Annotated in this window: 12 protein-coding genes; 9 read left to right on the forward strand and 3 right to left on the reverse strand. The window is 52.2% G+C overall.

Annotated features, from left to right (window positions below):
- The first annotated feature begins 11 nt into the window (after window positions 1-11).
- The 7 genes from rplI (at window position 12) to J3P34_RS05735 (ending at window position 8,687) form a co-directional block, all read left to right on the forward strand.
- Window positions 12-455, forward strand: coding sequence for a 50S ribosomal protein L9 (gene rplI, locus J3P34_RS05705; protein ID WP_210463977.1), 444 nt, complete (start codon window positions 12-14; stop codon window positions 453-455).
- A gap of 276 nt (window positions 456-731) precedes the next feature.
- The gene (locus J3P34_RS05710) at window positions 732-1,421 is read left to right on the forward strand and encodes an HAD family hydrolase (protein WP_210486966.1); all 690 of its coding nucleotides are present in this window, start codon (window positions 732-734) and stop codon (window positions 1,419-1,421) included.
- 43 nt (window positions 1,422-1,464) lie between these two features.
- Window positions 1,465-2,448 carry a GSCFA domain-containing protein gene (locus J3P34_RS05715; protein ID WP_210486968.1) on the forward strand — a complete coding sequence of 328 codons (984 nt, stop codon included), beginning with the start codon at window positions 1,465-1,467 and terminating at the stop codon, window positions 2,446-2,448.
- 65 nt (window positions 2,449-2,513) lie between these two features.
- Complete coding sequence (locus J3P34_RS05720) at window positions 2,514-4,547, forward strand: thioredoxin domain-containing protein (protein WP_210486970.1); 2,034 nt, start codon at window positions 2,514-2,516, stop codon at window positions 4,545-4,547.
- Between the two features lie 189 nt (window positions 4,548-4,736).
- Window positions 4,737-5,213 carry a hypothetical protein gene (locus J3P34_RS05725; RefSeq protein ID WP_210486972.1) on the forward strand — a complete coding sequence of 159 codons (477 nt, stop codon included), beginning with the start codon at window positions 4,737-4,739 and terminating at the stop codon, window positions 5,211-5,213.
- A gap of 54 nt (window positions 5,214-5,267) precedes the next feature.
- On the forward strand, window positions 5,268-7,802 hold the full coding sequence (gene priA, locus J3P34_RS05730) for a replication restart helicase PriA (protein WP_210486974.1): 2,535 nt from the start codon (window positions 5,268-5,270) through the stop codon (window positions 7,800-7,802).
- A gap of 459 nt (window positions 7,803-8,261) precedes the next feature.
- Window positions 8,262-8,687, forward strand: coding sequence for a hypothetical protein (locus J3P34_RS05735; RefSeq protein WP_210486976.1), 426 nt, complete (start codon window positions 8,262-8,264; stop codon window positions 8,685-8,687).
- Between the two features lie 598 nt (window positions 8,688-9,285).
- On the opposite strand, the gene J3P34_RS05740 is transcribed toward J3P34_RS05735, so the two are convergent.
- The gene (locus tag J3P34_RS05740) at window positions 9,286-10,299 is read right to left on the reverse strand and encodes a PorP/SprF family type IX secretion system membrane protein (RefSeq protein ID WP_210486978.1); all 1,014 of its coding nucleotides are present in this window, start codon (window positions 10,297-10,299) and stop codon (window positions 9,286-9,288) included.
- Window positions 10,296-12,347: a lectin-like domain-containing protein gene (locus J3P34_RS05745; RefSeq protein WP_210486980.1), complete on the reverse strand. Its 2,052-nt coding sequence runs from the start codon at window positions 12,345-12,347 to the stop codon at window positions 10,296-10,298. The genes J3P34_RS05740 and J3P34_RS05745 overlap by 4 nt, the downstream gene beginning before the upstream one ends.
- 332 nt (window positions 12,348-12,679) lie before the next feature.
- Here J3P34_RS05745 and J3P34_RS05750 point away from each other — a divergent pair, with 332 nt between their 5' ends.
- The gene (locus J3P34_RS05750; protein ID WP_210486982.1) at window positions 12,680-12,991 is read left to right on the forward strand and encodes a hypothetical protein; all 312 of its coding nucleotides are present in this window, start codon (window positions 12,680-12,682) and stop codon (window positions 12,989-12,991) included.
- 157 nt (window positions 12,992-13,148) lie between these two features.
- Window positions 13,149-13,475: a Rieske (2Fe-2S) protein gene (locus tag J3P34_RS05755; protein ID WP_210463967.1), complete on the forward strand. Its 327-nt coding sequence runs from the start codon at window positions 13,149-13,151 to the stop codon at window positions 13,473-13,475.
- Between the two features lie 100 nt (window positions 13,476-13,575).
- Here J3P34_RS05755 and J3P34_RS05760 read toward each other — a convergent pair whose 3' ends face one another.
- The gene (locus J3P34_RS05760; protein WP_210486984.1) at window positions 13,576-15,048 is read right to left on the reverse strand and encodes a PQQ-dependent sugar dehydrogenase; all 1,473 of its coding nucleotides are present in this window, start codon (window positions 15,046-15,048) and stop codon (window positions 13,576-13,578) included.
- Window positions 15,049-15,107: the final 59 nt, after the last annotated feature.

The raw sequence follows: 15,107 nt of genomic DNA on the forward strand, positions 1-15,107 counted from the left end.
GGTAAATACAGATGGAAGTTATTCTTAAAGATGACGTTAAAGGCGTTGGCTATAAAAACGATATCGTTACTGTAAAAGCAGGTTACGGCCGCAACTATTTGATCCCTCAAGGCTTAGCTGAAATGGCTACTCCTTCTGCCCGTAAAGTGGTAGCTGAGAACACCCGTCAGGCTGCCCACAAAGCAGAGAAGATTCAGAAAGATGCGCAGGAATTGGCCAACCGTATTGGTGATACTTTATTGGAAATCCCTGCTAAGGCTGGTGAGTCCGGTAAAATCTTCGGTGCTGTGACTACCCTGCAAGTTTCTGAGGCTTTGAAAGCCCTTGGTTACGATGTAGACCGTAAGCGTGTTGATTTTGACCAGGAGGTTAAATCATTAGGCGAGTACACTGCTACCCTTAACCTGCACAAAGAAGTGAAGCACCAAATCCGCTTCAACGTAGTAGCCGCTTAATTTTAGCTGCTTCTTAGATATTCAAACATCCTGCCGGGACCCGGCAGGATGTTTTGTTTTTGGGCTTTGGATAAAATGGGTTCGTACTTTGTGGTTAACTAATAGCCTATAACGGAGTTACCATGGTTGGCCACCTGCTTTTGGTCCGTTTTCAGGAAAACGCCTTTTAAACGCTAAAGTTTATTCAGCAGCCTGATACCTAAGTTATTATCCAAACCCTTAGCTTTGCCTAGGCTGCCGTACGCGGTTGGCAGTGAGACTCCTTAATACGCTTTCATGGTTCCTTACCCGGTAGTCATCTTTGATTTTGACGGCACCCTCTGCGATACAGAGGAGGCCATCCAATATACCTTCCATCAGGCCTTTGAACAGAAAGGAATTACACCGCCTCCGCCCGAAAAGGTGAAGCAAGCCATTGGCACCGGCGGTAATCTCTCTGAATTCCTGCCCATGCTGTACCCCCCTTTACGAGGCGAGCATAAGAAGCCTGAATTGGAGGAGTGGGTTTTGCATTACCGACATATCTATGACACAGACGGCGGCCAACTCACTACCTTGTTCCCGGGAGTGAATGAACTTCTTTCCCGGTTGAAAGACAAAGACATTAATTGCGTGGTCATCAGTAACAAGGGACAACGGGCCATTGAAGACGCCCTGGAGCGCTTTGACATTTGCCGTTACTTTGACCTGGTTATTGGCGACAACCCTAATTTACCTCTCAAGAAGAAGCCTCACCCCATGGCGTATGAGCAGGTAATCAAAGCCCATTACCCCAGGTTCAGTCCCTTGCAGGTCTTAATGGTGGGCGACACTGATGCCGATCTCTTCTTCGCCAAAAACGCGGGGCTTCCCTCCTGCTGGGCTGCCTATGGCTACGGAGCCGAGGAAACCTGCCTGGCCGCAGAGCCTACCTTCACTATCCAATCGGTGGAGCAGCTCTACCCTATTGTGGTGCCGGAAGTGTAAACACAAAAATAAGTACCTTCGCAGGTCAAACGCCTCTTCTGCTATGCAGTTCCGGACCGAAATCAACATACCTCCCGCTCCCCAGCAACTTTCCCGTACCCAGGGTATTTTCACCATAGGTTCTTGTTTTGCGGAAGTGATGGGCAAGAGGTTGCAGGAGGCCAAAGCCAACGTGCTGGTCAATCCGTTCGGGACTATCTTCAATCCGTTGTCCATCCATAAACTGCTGCGCGCCGTGCTGGAGCAGGATGAGACTAATCTGGCAGAGGGCCTTGTGCAGCAAAACGGCATCTGGTATCATTATGATTTCCACTCCTCATTCTCGCATCCAGATTTTGAAGTGCTGCTGCAGATGCTGCGGGAAAAATTGCAGGATGCGCACGCCTTTATAAAGCAAAGCCAGGCCGTGATGCTTACCTGGGGTACTGCCTACGTCTATGAACGCCAGGACAACGGCGTTTTAGTGGCCAATTGCCATAAAGTGCCTCAAAAAGCATTTACCAAACGCCTACTTTCACTGGAAGAAATTACAGAAGACACCCGGCAGACGCTGCAACTTCTGCAAACCCACTGCCCCGGCATCCAGGTCATTCTCACAGTAAGCCCTGTACGCCACCTCAAAGACACCCTACCGCTTAACAGCGTAAGCAAAAGTCTACTGCGGGTGGCCGCACACCTGGCCCAGGAACAACATCTCAACCTCAGCTACTTCCCGGCCTACGAGCTGCTGCTGGATGACCTTCGCGACTACCGCTTTTACACCGATGATCTGTTGCACCCCACCCAGATGGCGGAAAACTACATCTGGGAGAAGTTTCTCCAAGCTTACTCCGATGACGTTTTCACCCAATTCCTCTCCCGCTGGGCCGAGGTGCAACGCGAGTTAGGCCACAAAAGCTTTCACCCAGATAGTCCGGCGCACCAGAAATTCCTCCAGAAACTCCTGCAAAAGTTGCATAAACTAGCTCAGGAAGCCGATGTGCAGGCGGAAATTGACACGGTGCAGCGCCAATTGCGTATGCAATAATTCCGTTTGGCGCGCCTTTTCAGGAAAAGAGCCGCTAAACGCCGTTTGACCTTACCCACCTACCTATGGAAAGAAAGCCCAACCGCCTTGCCCAGGAATCCAGCCCTTATCTGCTGCAACACGCCTATAACCCCGTAGATTGGTACCCTTGGGGCCCTGAGGCGCTGGAGAAAGCCAAAGCCGAGCAGAAGCCCATTCTGGTGAGCATCGGGTACGCCGCCTGCCACTGGTGCCACGTAATGGAGCATCAATCCTTTGAGCAGGAAACCATTGCCAGGGTCATGAACCAGCATTTTGTCTGTATCAAGGTAGACCGCGAGGAGCGCCCGGACGTGGACCAGGTGTACATGGATGCCCTGACAGCCATGGGACTACAAGGCGGCTGGCCCCTGAACGTATTCCTCAATTCAGACGCCAAACCTTTCTACGGCGGCACCTATTTCCCGCCCCAGAATTGGATCCAGCTGCTCCAGAGCATCGCCAATGCATATGCTAAAAGCCGCAAAGAACTGGACCAATCCGCTGATCAGTTTGTTCAGCACTTGAACCAAAGCGAACTGGCCAAGTACGGCTTACAGCAGAGCAACCCAGATTTCAATCCAGCAGATTTTGAGCAGATGTTCGGGCGGTTGAAAGGCCGTTTTGACCTGAAGCGGGGCGGTACCAGCGGCGCACCTAAATTCCCTATGCCCAGTATCTGGCGCTTTCTGCTGCGCTATTACCACCACAGCCAGGACCCGGCAGCCCTTGAACAGGTAAACCTTACGCTGGAGGAAATGGCATTTGGCGGAATCTATGACCAGGTAGGCGGCGGCTTCGCCCGATATTCCACCGATGAGGAGTGGCTCGTGCCCCACTTTGAGAAGATGCTCTATGACAACGGACAGCTTATCAGCCTGTACGCAGAGGCTTACCAGGTGACCCGAAACGAGCTGTACCGCCATGTGGTGATGGAAACCATCGCCTTTGTGGAACGCGAGCTCACGAGTCCCGAGGGCGGCTTCTACTCTTCCTTGGATGCCGACAGCGAAGGCGAGGAAGGCAAGTTCTACGTCTTCACCCAAACCGAGCTGAATGAAATCCTGGGTGAGGAAGCCGAGCTGGCGGGCAAATACTACAATACCACCCCGGAAGGCAACTGGGAGCACGGCATGAACATCCTGCACCGCCGCCAGACCGATGAAGCTTTTGCCGCTGACCAGGGACTTTCGTTGGAAGAACTGCAGGAACACGTGCAGAACTGGAAAGACAGCTTATTGCAAGCCCGTGCAACGCGCATCCGCCCCGGATTGGATGACAAGATCCTGACCTCATGGAACGCGCTCATGCTCATCGGGCTCACCGATGCCTATCGTGCCTACGGCGAAGCCAGAATCCTGGAACTTGCCTGCACCAACGCGCATTTCCTGCTGCATCACGTGAAACAGGGAGACCAGCTTTTCCACAACTACAAAGAAGGCAAAGCCACTATTGACGGTTTCCTGGAAGATTACGCCCTCCTTATCCAGGCTCTGCTGGGATTATACCAAATCACGTTTGAGGAAAACTGGCTCAAAGAAGCCCGGAAACTCACCGACTACACGCTGGCCCACTTCTTTGACCCCAAGGAAGACCTCTTTTTCTTTACCAGCAACGCGGGTGAACAGCTGATCGCCCGCAAGAAAGAGATCTTTGATAACGTAGTACCGGCCTCTAACTCCGTGATGGCCATGAACCTGCACTTTTTAGGCCTGTTTTCAGAAAAGGAGCGCTATTCAAGCCTCTCAGACCGCATGCTTTCCCGGGTACGCGACCTGGTGGTGCAGGAGCCTTCGCACCTGGCTAACTGGGCCTCGCTGTATTTCCTGAAGCTGAAACCCACCGCCGAGATCGCCATCGTGGGCCCCGAAGCGCATTCTTTCCGTAATCTGCTGCAGCAGCACTTCCTCCCTAACGCATTGCTGGTAGGCTCCAAGGAGGAAGGCACCTCTACCCTGCCGCTGCTGCAAGACAGAACCGCCTATCAGGGGCAAACCACCATCTACGTCTGCTATAACCGGGCCTGCCAGTTGCCGGTACAATCCGTAGCCAAAGCCCTGGAACAGGTAAGCCACATCTAAAAACTATTTATCAAGCGTGAAAAAAGGATCGGCTTTCTCTAACGGGAGAAAGCCGATCCTTTTTTCTGCCAGGTTGTATTAAGGAAAACAAATATCTAAGGTTACGAATAAAATCATGTTTTTCGCTCAACGGTAGAACCGATTAGGTTTTCCAGCTGTTGCCTTCCCATAACCTAAACCCAAGCTAACGTGAAGAAGTTATTAATCATGGGCGGCCTATGGCTTGCCTGCGCGGCTTCTGCCTATTCCCAGAATGGAGATGGTTACTGGAAGCGTTTGCAGAAAACCCACCCAGAAACCACTCTAGAAGCTCTGCAAAGCCCGGCACCAGCTGTTTCCCAGGCTCCTTCGGGACAGATAGACCTTTCGGCCTGCCGTTTATCCCTGGTGTACGAGGGCAAAACCCGCAACATCAGCCTGGAGAACATCCAGCGCATGAAAAACAACGGTTTTAAGCCGGGCAGCATCCGCCAATACCGCAAAGAAGTCCTTTTCACCTCCGCTGACAAAGAAGTCTGGCTGCCGGTTAAATCATCGTTGGTAGACCAGCTGGGGATTGAGGTCCGCGAAGACGAGCCGGTGCTGCTGTATACCACAGTGCTGCAAGACAAAGCTACCCAAGACAAAAAAGTTGTCTTACTGGTAGAAGAGTACCAGGTGAAATAAGGAAAGTTTCCGTTTCCGGGCTGTTTTTCCGAACTTTGGCCCAAACCGGACGCTTTGACACCAGAATTAGAATTTCATATTCCTGCTGATGACGTCCCTGAACGGATTACCCTGTTCGCGGACGTCATTTTGCCTTTACCCCTTCCCAAGCTTTACACGTACCGGGTTCCTTACCAGATGAGTGATGAGGTGCTGGTAGGTGCCCGCGTCTTAGTGCAGTTTGGCTCCAAGAAAGTACTGAGCTGCGTGGTGGCGCGCGTGCATGAGCAGCCGCCCAAAGATTACCAAGCCAAATACCTGCTGGAAGTCATTGACGAGAAGCCCGTGGTCACCGGTCCGCAGCTGCGTCTTTTCCTCTGGATGGCCGAGTACTATCTCTGCACCTTAGGCGAAGTCATCAACGCGGCCCTGCCCTCGGCCCTGAAACTCAGCAGCGAGTCAAAAATCCAGCTGCACCCGCAGTTCCACCCCGATACGAATGAGTGGCCCCTTACGGGCCATGAAGAGAAAATCATTTTCGCGCTGCGCCAAAAACAGCACCTCACCTTTACAGAGGTTGGCCAGTTGCTGCAGCTCACCAGCTTCCATAAGATCATCAAGTCGCTTTTACTCAAGGAGATCATCATCATCTATGAGGAAATAGCGGAGAAATACGCCCCTAAAGTGGTAAAGAAGGTGCGCCTGGCACCTATGTTTACCACCGATGAGGAGACCCTGGAGGAGCTATTCAACCAACTGGCGGCTAAACCCAAGCAACTGGATGTGCTGCTCAAGTACGTGCAACTCACGCCCATTCTGCAGAACCTGCGCATGAATGAGGAAGGCCTGGAGAAAAACGTACTCACGTCTAACCCCCACCTTTCCTTATCCGCCATCAATACTTTGCTCAAGCATGGCGTGCTGGAGCAGTTTGATGTGGTGGTGAGCCGCTTCCCCGAGGCTGAGGGCCGTGGGCCTTATCTGCATTCTGAGCTGTCCCTGGCCCAGGCGGCCGCTCGGGACCAGATTTTGGAAACGTTCAACGAGAAAAACACGGTGCTGCTGCACGGCATCACCGGCAGCGGCAAGACCGAGATCTACATTGACCTTATCCAGAAAGCGGTGGAAGCTGGCGGGCAGGTGCTGTACCTGTTGCCTGAGATTGCGCTGACGGCCCAGATTGTGATTCGCCTTAAACGCGTGTTCGGGGATAGGTTGGGCGTGTACCATTCCAAGTTCTCAGACAATGAGCGCGTGGAAGTCTGGAACGGCATTCTGTCGGGGCGGTTCCAGGTAGTGGTGGGCGTGCGGTCCTCGGTGTTTCTGCCGTTCCATTCGCTGTCGCTCATCATCGTGGACGAAGAGCACGAGCCTTCTTACAAGCAGCATGAGCCGGCGCCACGCTACAATGCCCGCGAGGTGGCCTTCATGATGGCGCAGTTCCAGGGGGCCAAGACACTGCTGGGATCGGCCACCCCGTCTATTGAGTCTTATTACCACTGCCAGAGCGGCCGCTGGGGCCTGGTGAACCTGCACGAGCGTTACGGGGAGGCCACCTTGCCCGAGGTAGAGTTAGTGGATACCCGCCGCGAGAGCCTGCGCAAGAACATGATGAGCCATTTCTCGCAGCGTTTGGTGCACGATATCCAGGACGCGCTCTTCCGGCATGAGCAGGTGATTCTTTTCCAGAACCGCCGCGGCTACGCGCCTTTCATTGACTGCAACGACTGCGCCTGGATTCCCAAGTGCCGCAACTGCGCTGTGAGCCTCTCCTACCATAAATTCTCCAACGAACTGCGCTGCCACTATTGCGGCTACACCGAACGTAAACCAACTGATTGCCCTGCCTGTGGCTCCACCATGCTCAAGACGGTGGGTTTCGGGACGGAGAAGATTGAGGACGAGCTGAAGCTGATCATGCCTGAGGCCCGCATCCAGCGCATGGACCTGGACACCACCAAACGTAAGAACAGCCACCAGCAGATTATTGAGGACTTTGAGCAGCAGCGCACCAATGTGCTGGTAGGCACCCAGATGGTCACCAAAGGGCTTGATTTTGAGCACGTAAGTTTGGTGGGCATCCTCAGCGCCGACAGCATCATCCATTTCCCCGATTTCAGGGCGCACGAGCGGGCGTACCAGTTGTTTGTGCAGGTAAGTGGCCGGGCCGGCCGGAAAGGCAACAAAGGTAAGGTCCTCATCCAGACGGCTAACCCCAACCAGAACATCTTCCAGCGGGTGATTGAGGGCGACTACCGTGGCCTGTACGAGCAGGAGATTGAGGAACGCCGCAAGTTCCGGTACCCGCCCTTCGTGCGGATGATCAGGCTTACGGTGAAGCACCCCGAGGCAAGGCCCTGCGAGGCAGCGGCCATTCTGCTGGCCAAAGAACTGGTGGACCGGCTGGGTAAAACCGGTGTGCTAGGCCCCGAGGCTCCGCACATCTTTAAGATCAGGAATCAGTTCCTGCAGGAAATTCACGTGAAACTGGACCGCGACAGCAACCACCTGCGCGAGTCTAAATTCCAGGTGCTGGACGCCGTGCAAAGCCTGCTCAAGACAAAGGAGTTCAAGAATATCCGGGTGGTCATTGACGTAGACCCTTCCTAACCTCTTTCTAATTCAATGTATTTCAGCCGAATCGGGCCTGTTTTCTATAAAACAGGCCCGATTCATTTCTGCCTTCCTCCGAGAGGTAGACTTACTAGGTTCAGCGGGGGATTATCCGGTTTCAGGTGGGTAATTTCCTTTCCTGGACAGTAATGCCCTATGCTTTCCTAGGGTAAGATGCCTTATCCCTGTCTTAGAATTAGTGGTTCGGGAGCGAAAAGAAGTTTGGGGCTTCTTTCAGGAAAACAGGCAAAAAATTCTTGTCTTCTTCATCCTCAAAAAAGGCAGCCTCAGTTTCGGTTTATTCGGCTTCATCCTGGATTTAAGCCTTTTAACAAACCATTAACATACAACCAAGCAACGTTTTACCCAAATTTGCATCTATATAATCAAAAGGGATAACCCAAAAGAGGGCAACTCCTTCTAAAAAAGTTTAAAAATTTTAACCATAAAAACATTATGAAAACTAAATTAACCTCCGCTTTTTTCACAGTTTGTTTCCTGTTTACCCTGGTTCCTGCCTTCGCTGGAAACACTCCTGCCAACGGACCTACCACCCGCACTACCAAAGTGTTCAAACACGTTTTGAAAACCGATAACCTGCGCATCTTGTCATTAGAACTAAAACCAGGTGAGTACCTGGATTTCCACGCCTCTCCAGAGCAGGAAGCTTACGCCGCCACTGACGGAACCCTGCGCATGGTGACTTCAGACGGTCAGGAGAAAATTGTAAATGTTAAAGCCGGCGATCGCCTGTGGATGGACCTTGCCCAGTACAAGAATTGGAACACCGGAGACAAGACTTTAAAAATATTGCTCCTGGAAGGCCAGAATGAGGTTTTCGAAAAAAAATCTAACATTTCTTTATACTCACTTAAACCTTAATGTTTTAAGGTCGTTAAAGACTATACATTCACACTCTATTTCAGCTTAAAAGTAGTCTTCTGCTATCCGCTTGCGCTCTGGTAATAGACTACTTTTAAGCATTTTTTTTGCCCTTTTACCACTAAGCCATTCTGCCCAGAATGGCTTTTCCTTTTTATTCAAATATCACTATACCTTTATAGCCGGATGCTAGCAAATGAGTGGCCACTCCACTTCACGCCAGCCTTACCCGGTTCACTCCGTGTTTTGCGGGTTTCGGGCAGGAAAAGGCCCGCTTCCTCTGGTTAAGGTTGCCGAGGGCGCAAAACCACTGCATATTTGTATCACCAATCAGGCAGAAAGCGGCTGAGTCTTCTCCCAGAGAATGAATCCCCATCGCCTGAACGGCCGCTGAGACAGCTCAGCACTTGAAGAGAAATTAGGTTTTGTTTGTTAGTTTGGTGTAAGGGGCCCGGTTTTTCCGGGCTTTTTCATTTTAGCCCCTTTCCAACACATCGCCCCTGTTTTCCTGCCGTTTTCCGAAAATCCCTCCTAAAACAGTTTTCAATGACCGGCCTTTACTTTTATTTGAAGGTCATGTTTCTGCGACTACACAGATTCACCACAGGTTACTGGGGCTTACCGCCTGACGGTGGTTAAACAACCGCACACCCAGCAGCAACTCATGGCTGCCGGCGCCCTCCCTGCTGACGGACCCTGTGCCCAAGTCATAGGCGTAACTGATTTCAAGCAAAGAGTTGAGGGATAAACCCGCCAGCGCGGCAAAACTCTCTCCCTGCCGGTAAGAGCCTCCCAACCAGAACCGGTTATCATAGATGGCCTTGAGGTTGTAATCCATAGAAACTGGTAAAGGCCGCATCCATTTCATAAGCACCGAGGGTACCAAGGCAACCTCAGGAGATATGTTGAGTTTATAGGCGCCGGTCACAAAGTAATGCGGCAAAAACTTTGTTTCATTGTGGCTGGAAAGGTCCTGACCAAGCAGTTGGGCACCAGACACCCCTGCATAGAAGTTCTGGGAGTAGAGCCATAACCCCAGGGAGAAGTTAGGGTTTATAGAAGAACGGCCCGTGTTGACAATATCCGCGGGATCGGCAAAAGTTACCTTGTCTGCCCGGAAGGATTGGCGCAGGAACCCTGCTGAGGCGCCGGCAGATAGTTTCAGCCCTTGGTTCAGCCACAGATGGTAAGCGTAAGTGGCATTCACCTCGGTGCGCACAAACGGCCCGATACGGTCATACAGAATGCTCCCTCCTACACCGTGGTGGGGCTTGTGCTTCCGGTGGGTTCCGTACGCCTTAAGCGTGGGCGCGAAGTCTCCTTGTTTGTTATCCTCCTGGTTCATGATGGAGGAAGGATTGTTCAGTCCGAGTTTGGAATGCCCCGTGAGGTACAGCGTGAGTGGTGCGCCGTCAATTCCCACCCACTGGCTCCGGCTGCTGAGTTTCAGATCCAGGTAGTCCTCAATGCCGGTAAGGGCGGGGTTCAGTACGTAGTTGTTGAGCATGTACTGCGTATACTGAGGTCTCTGCTGCCCGGCCACAGAAAAAGAAAGACCGAAAAGCCAGCCGCTCAGCAGTAGCACTCTGGTAATAGGGATCCGGAAGTTCATCTTACAATAGAGACATAACCCGTCAGGGTGCGACCCTGCTCAAGGTTGAGGTGGTAGAAATAAGTCCCCACGGGCAGCGGTTTTCCTTTTTGGGTACCGTTCCAGTCGTTGCGGTAGCCTTTTGCTTCATAAACATTGCCGCCCCAACGGTCAAAGACGCGGAGGGTGGCGTTGGGATAGATGAAGATGTTGGTGATTTCCCAGGTCTCATTGGTACCATCGCCGTTAGGAGAGAAAGCCGTGGGAATGACTACGTTCTTGGTGACGGTTACCGTCACCGAAGCCTGGTTCTCGCAGCCTTGTGCATCTTGTGCGGTCACGGTATAGGTCGTCGTCTCCTGCGGCTGGGCTTTGGTCACAGGGCCTGAAGTGTTGCTTAGCCCTACTGTGGGCTGCCAGGAATAAGAAACCCCGCCGCTCGCCTGCAGTTCTGTGCTCTGCCCCAGGTTGATGGTGACATCGGGTCCAGCCTGCACCAGTGGCAAGGGCTGGATAATGGCTTCTACAGGAGCCTTTGGACCTTCACAGCCGTTCTGGACCACTGAGACATAGAAAGTGGTGCTTTGGCTCAAATGAGGGGTCTTGAAAGTACCGGCCGTACTCAAAGCCATAGGAACTGTGGCCGTAGGCGCATCATACCAGCGGAAGGCTTCAACGTTGGTGCTACTCACCGCTTGTAAGGTAAGGCTTCCCGGTCCGCAGATAGTGGCACCTGTCACCTTGGGGGCTAATGGCAACTCTTTCAATGTAACGGTCAGATTATTGGTCGTGAGCAGGGCGCCACAGGCATTGATGACATCAGCGGAGTACTGACCTGCCTCCTGCACCTGCAATGTGTTGCCACTCACGGCTCCGCCTACTGGCTGGCCATTCCTGCGCCATTGGTACATATAGTTTTCGCCCTGGGTAGCCGTTAGTTGTATCTTGCTTCCGGCACAGATGGCCAGCGCTTCATTCGCCTGCAAAATGGGCGTTGCCATGGGTGGGCAAGAAACCTGCATGGTCACGGTGGCCGTGGCGCATTTGGAGTAGCATTGATCCGAGGCACTCTCGCAGACCTCGTACACAAAGGTATCGGCTCCGGTAAAGCCCCGGTTGGCTGTGTAGATGACCTGATTTTCGAGAATTGTGGTAGTTCCGTGCTGGGGCGCTGTGACTACCCTGGTGACCCTGAAAGGCTCGTTTTTGGTATGGAGGTCATTCTGCATCACTGGCAAGGTTACCGGTTTCAGGGGCTGGGCCTGCCCCTGGTCATTCCGGGCCTCAGGCTTGCTGGCAGGGTCAATGATGCAAATGGTCTGTTCATTCTGGAGCCCACCCGTAGAACCGGTAAAACCATAGTACACCTCCTTAGCCCCCCCGAAAACATTCTTTACAAGGTCATCCTGGTGGTTGAACCGGCGCTTGCCGTCAAAGAAAAACTGCAGTTCCTGAGTGGCAGGGTTCCAGGTGATTTTGTAGGTGTGGCACTTATTATCCTCTACATTGGGCTTGTCTGGGTCAATGAAAACCGGGGCCAGTTTTGGGGTGCTTACCAGACCATTATAAACCACGGTGGTATGATCCTGGGGAATGTCACCTGTGACCGGTACGCCTGAGGAAATAGTGGTATTGTCAAAGGTATCAAACTCAATGGCCACAGAGGGAGAAATGGCATTTCCGGCATTGGGGTTGAATTCATCATAACCAAAGCCCAGCCCACTGCCTGAACTTCCGCGGGCCTCCATGCCTCTGGGGTCATTGTGGAATATAAATGCAATGCCGTCTGCCCCATCAATATCTTTGGACCCTAAAAAGATGATGAAAGAAACCTCAAAGGGTTTGGTGAGGTCTATTTTATCTTTCCACCAGATGGTGCCAAACCGGGAAGAAACATCCGGAGTGATTCTGTAGCAGGTAGTAGATATCTGTGAAGCATCTCCCTTGGAAATAAACTGCGCTGCACTGGAAAAGGAAATGAGCAACAGACATAGCAGAACAAGCGGCAGCTTTTTCCTGAACTTTGTGATGATGCTCCGCAAAAGCGGGTCTCTATAGCAAGGTGCCATTATAGTTTAGGGGAGTGAGTAAATGAATATAGGTGACGAAAACCAAAAAGCGACCGCACCTCCATCACACTTCTCCCCGGCCTTTCACAAAGCCAGCCTGATTGCTCTTTCCATAAAGTAACAGATAATTCCGTAAGAATCTCAATTTTAAACCCGTAAGGTTTAGCAAGATGCTGCAGGAAGAACCAGTTTAATTAAACCAAGGTAAATTGCCTGAAAGGCTTTGGCCTCCTGGATGACGGTTTCAATCCGATTCATCAGGGTTCATCAGGGTTTTAGAGCCTTTCGTCAGAATTCAGAGGCCAAAGAGAAAGGCAGCAGTTTTTCACCCGATGAAGATAATTAATGAGCTTTTCGCCAAGCCAAACCCGGAATTTTCTGTCCAGGTCAATTATTTTCAACTGGGTTTACCAGAAAAGCCGCGATTTTGGATGGCAGATTCAGAGGTGGATTTGTCCGGTTCACGCCGCTATATTCCAGTTCACTCCAGCTTTGTCAGGTTTCAGGCAGGAAAAAGTCCGTTTCCTCTTGTTTGGGTTGCCGACGGGGCAAAAGCGCTGCATATTTGTATCACTAAACGAGACCAACAGCCCCTGATTCCCTCTCAGCTGGCTGCTCTTCCCTCGGGCTTGTTTAGTATTTAGGTTTGTTTAAAGTTTTGTTTGTTAGTTTGGTGTAAGGGGCCCGGTTTTTCCGGGCTTTTTCATTTTACACCCTTTCCAAACCTATCGCTGCCGTTTTCCGGTCATTTCCTGTAATTTAGGTCCAAAACAGGTTTCTCCCTTACCCGTACGCAGACGTATGCAATGGATCAAGATTTTTGACAGTGAGGCCCAGGCCAAAAAGCAGATTCCGGTGACCAAGTCAACGGCGGTAGTGGCCGCCGGAAAGGAAATCTGCATCGCCCATACTCCGGCCGGGCTTTTTGCAGTGGAGAACCTGTGCCCGCACCTGGGAGACGCCCTGAGCCGGGGAACCACCAATTACCTCAATGAGATCATCTGCCCGTGGCACAGCTACCGCTTTCACCTGATATCGGGGGAAGAATGCAAAGGCCGTACCCGCCCTCTGGAACGGTTTCCATTGGAAGTACGGGAAGACGGCGTATACGTCCAGATGCCTGATTAAGGCGCTTCAGGACAGCCTGAGCCCTCTGAAAGTGACAAGCCGTTTAAAGTCCATTTCATAAAAATAGGCCCAGAACAAGAAACTGAGTAGGCAGAGGTCTCTAATCTACTGCTTTAGGCTCCTCTGAAGGCACCAAGCGGTAAATAACTCCTGGGTTCTCTACTGCAATGTAAATGTAACCATCGGGGCTCTGGCGCACGTCCCGTACCCGACCGATGTCGGGCAGCAGCCGCTCCTCTTTGATGACACGGTTTCCGTCCACGTCCAGGCGGCTCAGGAACTTGAAGCTGAGGGAGCCCACCAGCAAATCACCTTCCCAGCCTTTGTAGCGGTTTCCGGTCACAAACGCCATGCCCGAGGGAGCTATGGAAGGCACCCAGACCTTGATGGGATCGATGATGCCCGATTTCTGCTTCAGGTCAGAGATTTTTGAGCCGTTGTAGTCAATGCCATAGGTCACATCGGCCCAGCCGTAGTTGGCACCTTTCTTTAAGATGTTTACTTCGTCGCCGCCTTTGGGCCCGTGTTCGTGCGCCCATAACTCACCCGTAGCGGTGTTAAGCGCCAGGCCCTGTGGATTGCGGTTCCCGAAGGTAAAGATAGAAGGCATAGCCCCGGCCTTGTTCACGAATGGGTTATCCGTAGGAATGCTGCCGTCTTCTTTGATGCGGTGAATCTTGCCCGGGTGCACGTTCAGGTTCTGCGGATTCTCGCGGGTGCCGCCTCTATCGCCCATGGAGAAATACAGGAAACCATCGCGCCCAAACTCCATACGGCAGCCGTAGTGGTGCCGCGTTCTAAGGTAAGGCTGGCCCTCAAATATCACCTTCTGATCTGTAAGGGTGTTACCATCCAGTTTGGCGCGCGTGATAGCGGTGGTAGACAGCGTCTGCCCTCCGTCTTTCCTGAAGGCCGAATAGGAAATAAAAAGCACGTTGTTCTTAGAGTAATCGGGGTGCAGTATCACGTCTAGTAAACCGCCTTGGCCCTGGCTCAGGACCTGGGGCACCCCTTCTATCTTCTGCAGTTCCTTGTTTTTGGTGAAGCGGTACAAGGTGCCAGACCGCTCGGTGATGAGCATGTCGCCGTTGGGCAGAAACGCCATGGCCCAGGGCACATCCAAGCCGGTAACCACCTGCTCCAGCTCAAAATTGACTTTCTCAGACCGGTGAACCGTGACATTGGCTTTATCCTCGGGTTGATCTTTCTGCGCCTGTATTCCTTGCCGGATGAAGGAGACCAACTGGGTGATCTGGTCATCAGAGAAGGTGGTGGCGTAGGCCGGCATGCCTTGCTCGGGATAGCCATGTTTGATGCCTTTGAAAAGCGCCTCGGGGCTATCACCGTGCTGCCATTTTCGGTTCACAAAGGTCTCCAGTTCCCGACCGTGGCAGCCGCCGCAGTAATTGGTGTAATTACTGCGGGCCTGCGCCACCTGCGTAGTGGATAATTGCGGTTCTCCGGCAGCGGTGGAGCTCACAGAACCTCCGTTAGAGGATGTTTTTTTGGCGCAGCCAGACATACTAGCCAGCAGGAGCAGGGAAACGGCAGCAATTTTAGAGACAGAACGCATAGTTGTATCTGATGGACCTTGTACAAGATAGTGGTTTTTCTCTTATACGGCCCTCCCAT

Source organism: Rufibacter aurantiacus (genome assembly GCF_017916345.1).
Taxonomy (GTDB): Bacteria; Bacteroidota; Bacteroidia; order Cytophagales; family Hymenobacteraceae; genus Nibribacter; species Nibribacter roseolus.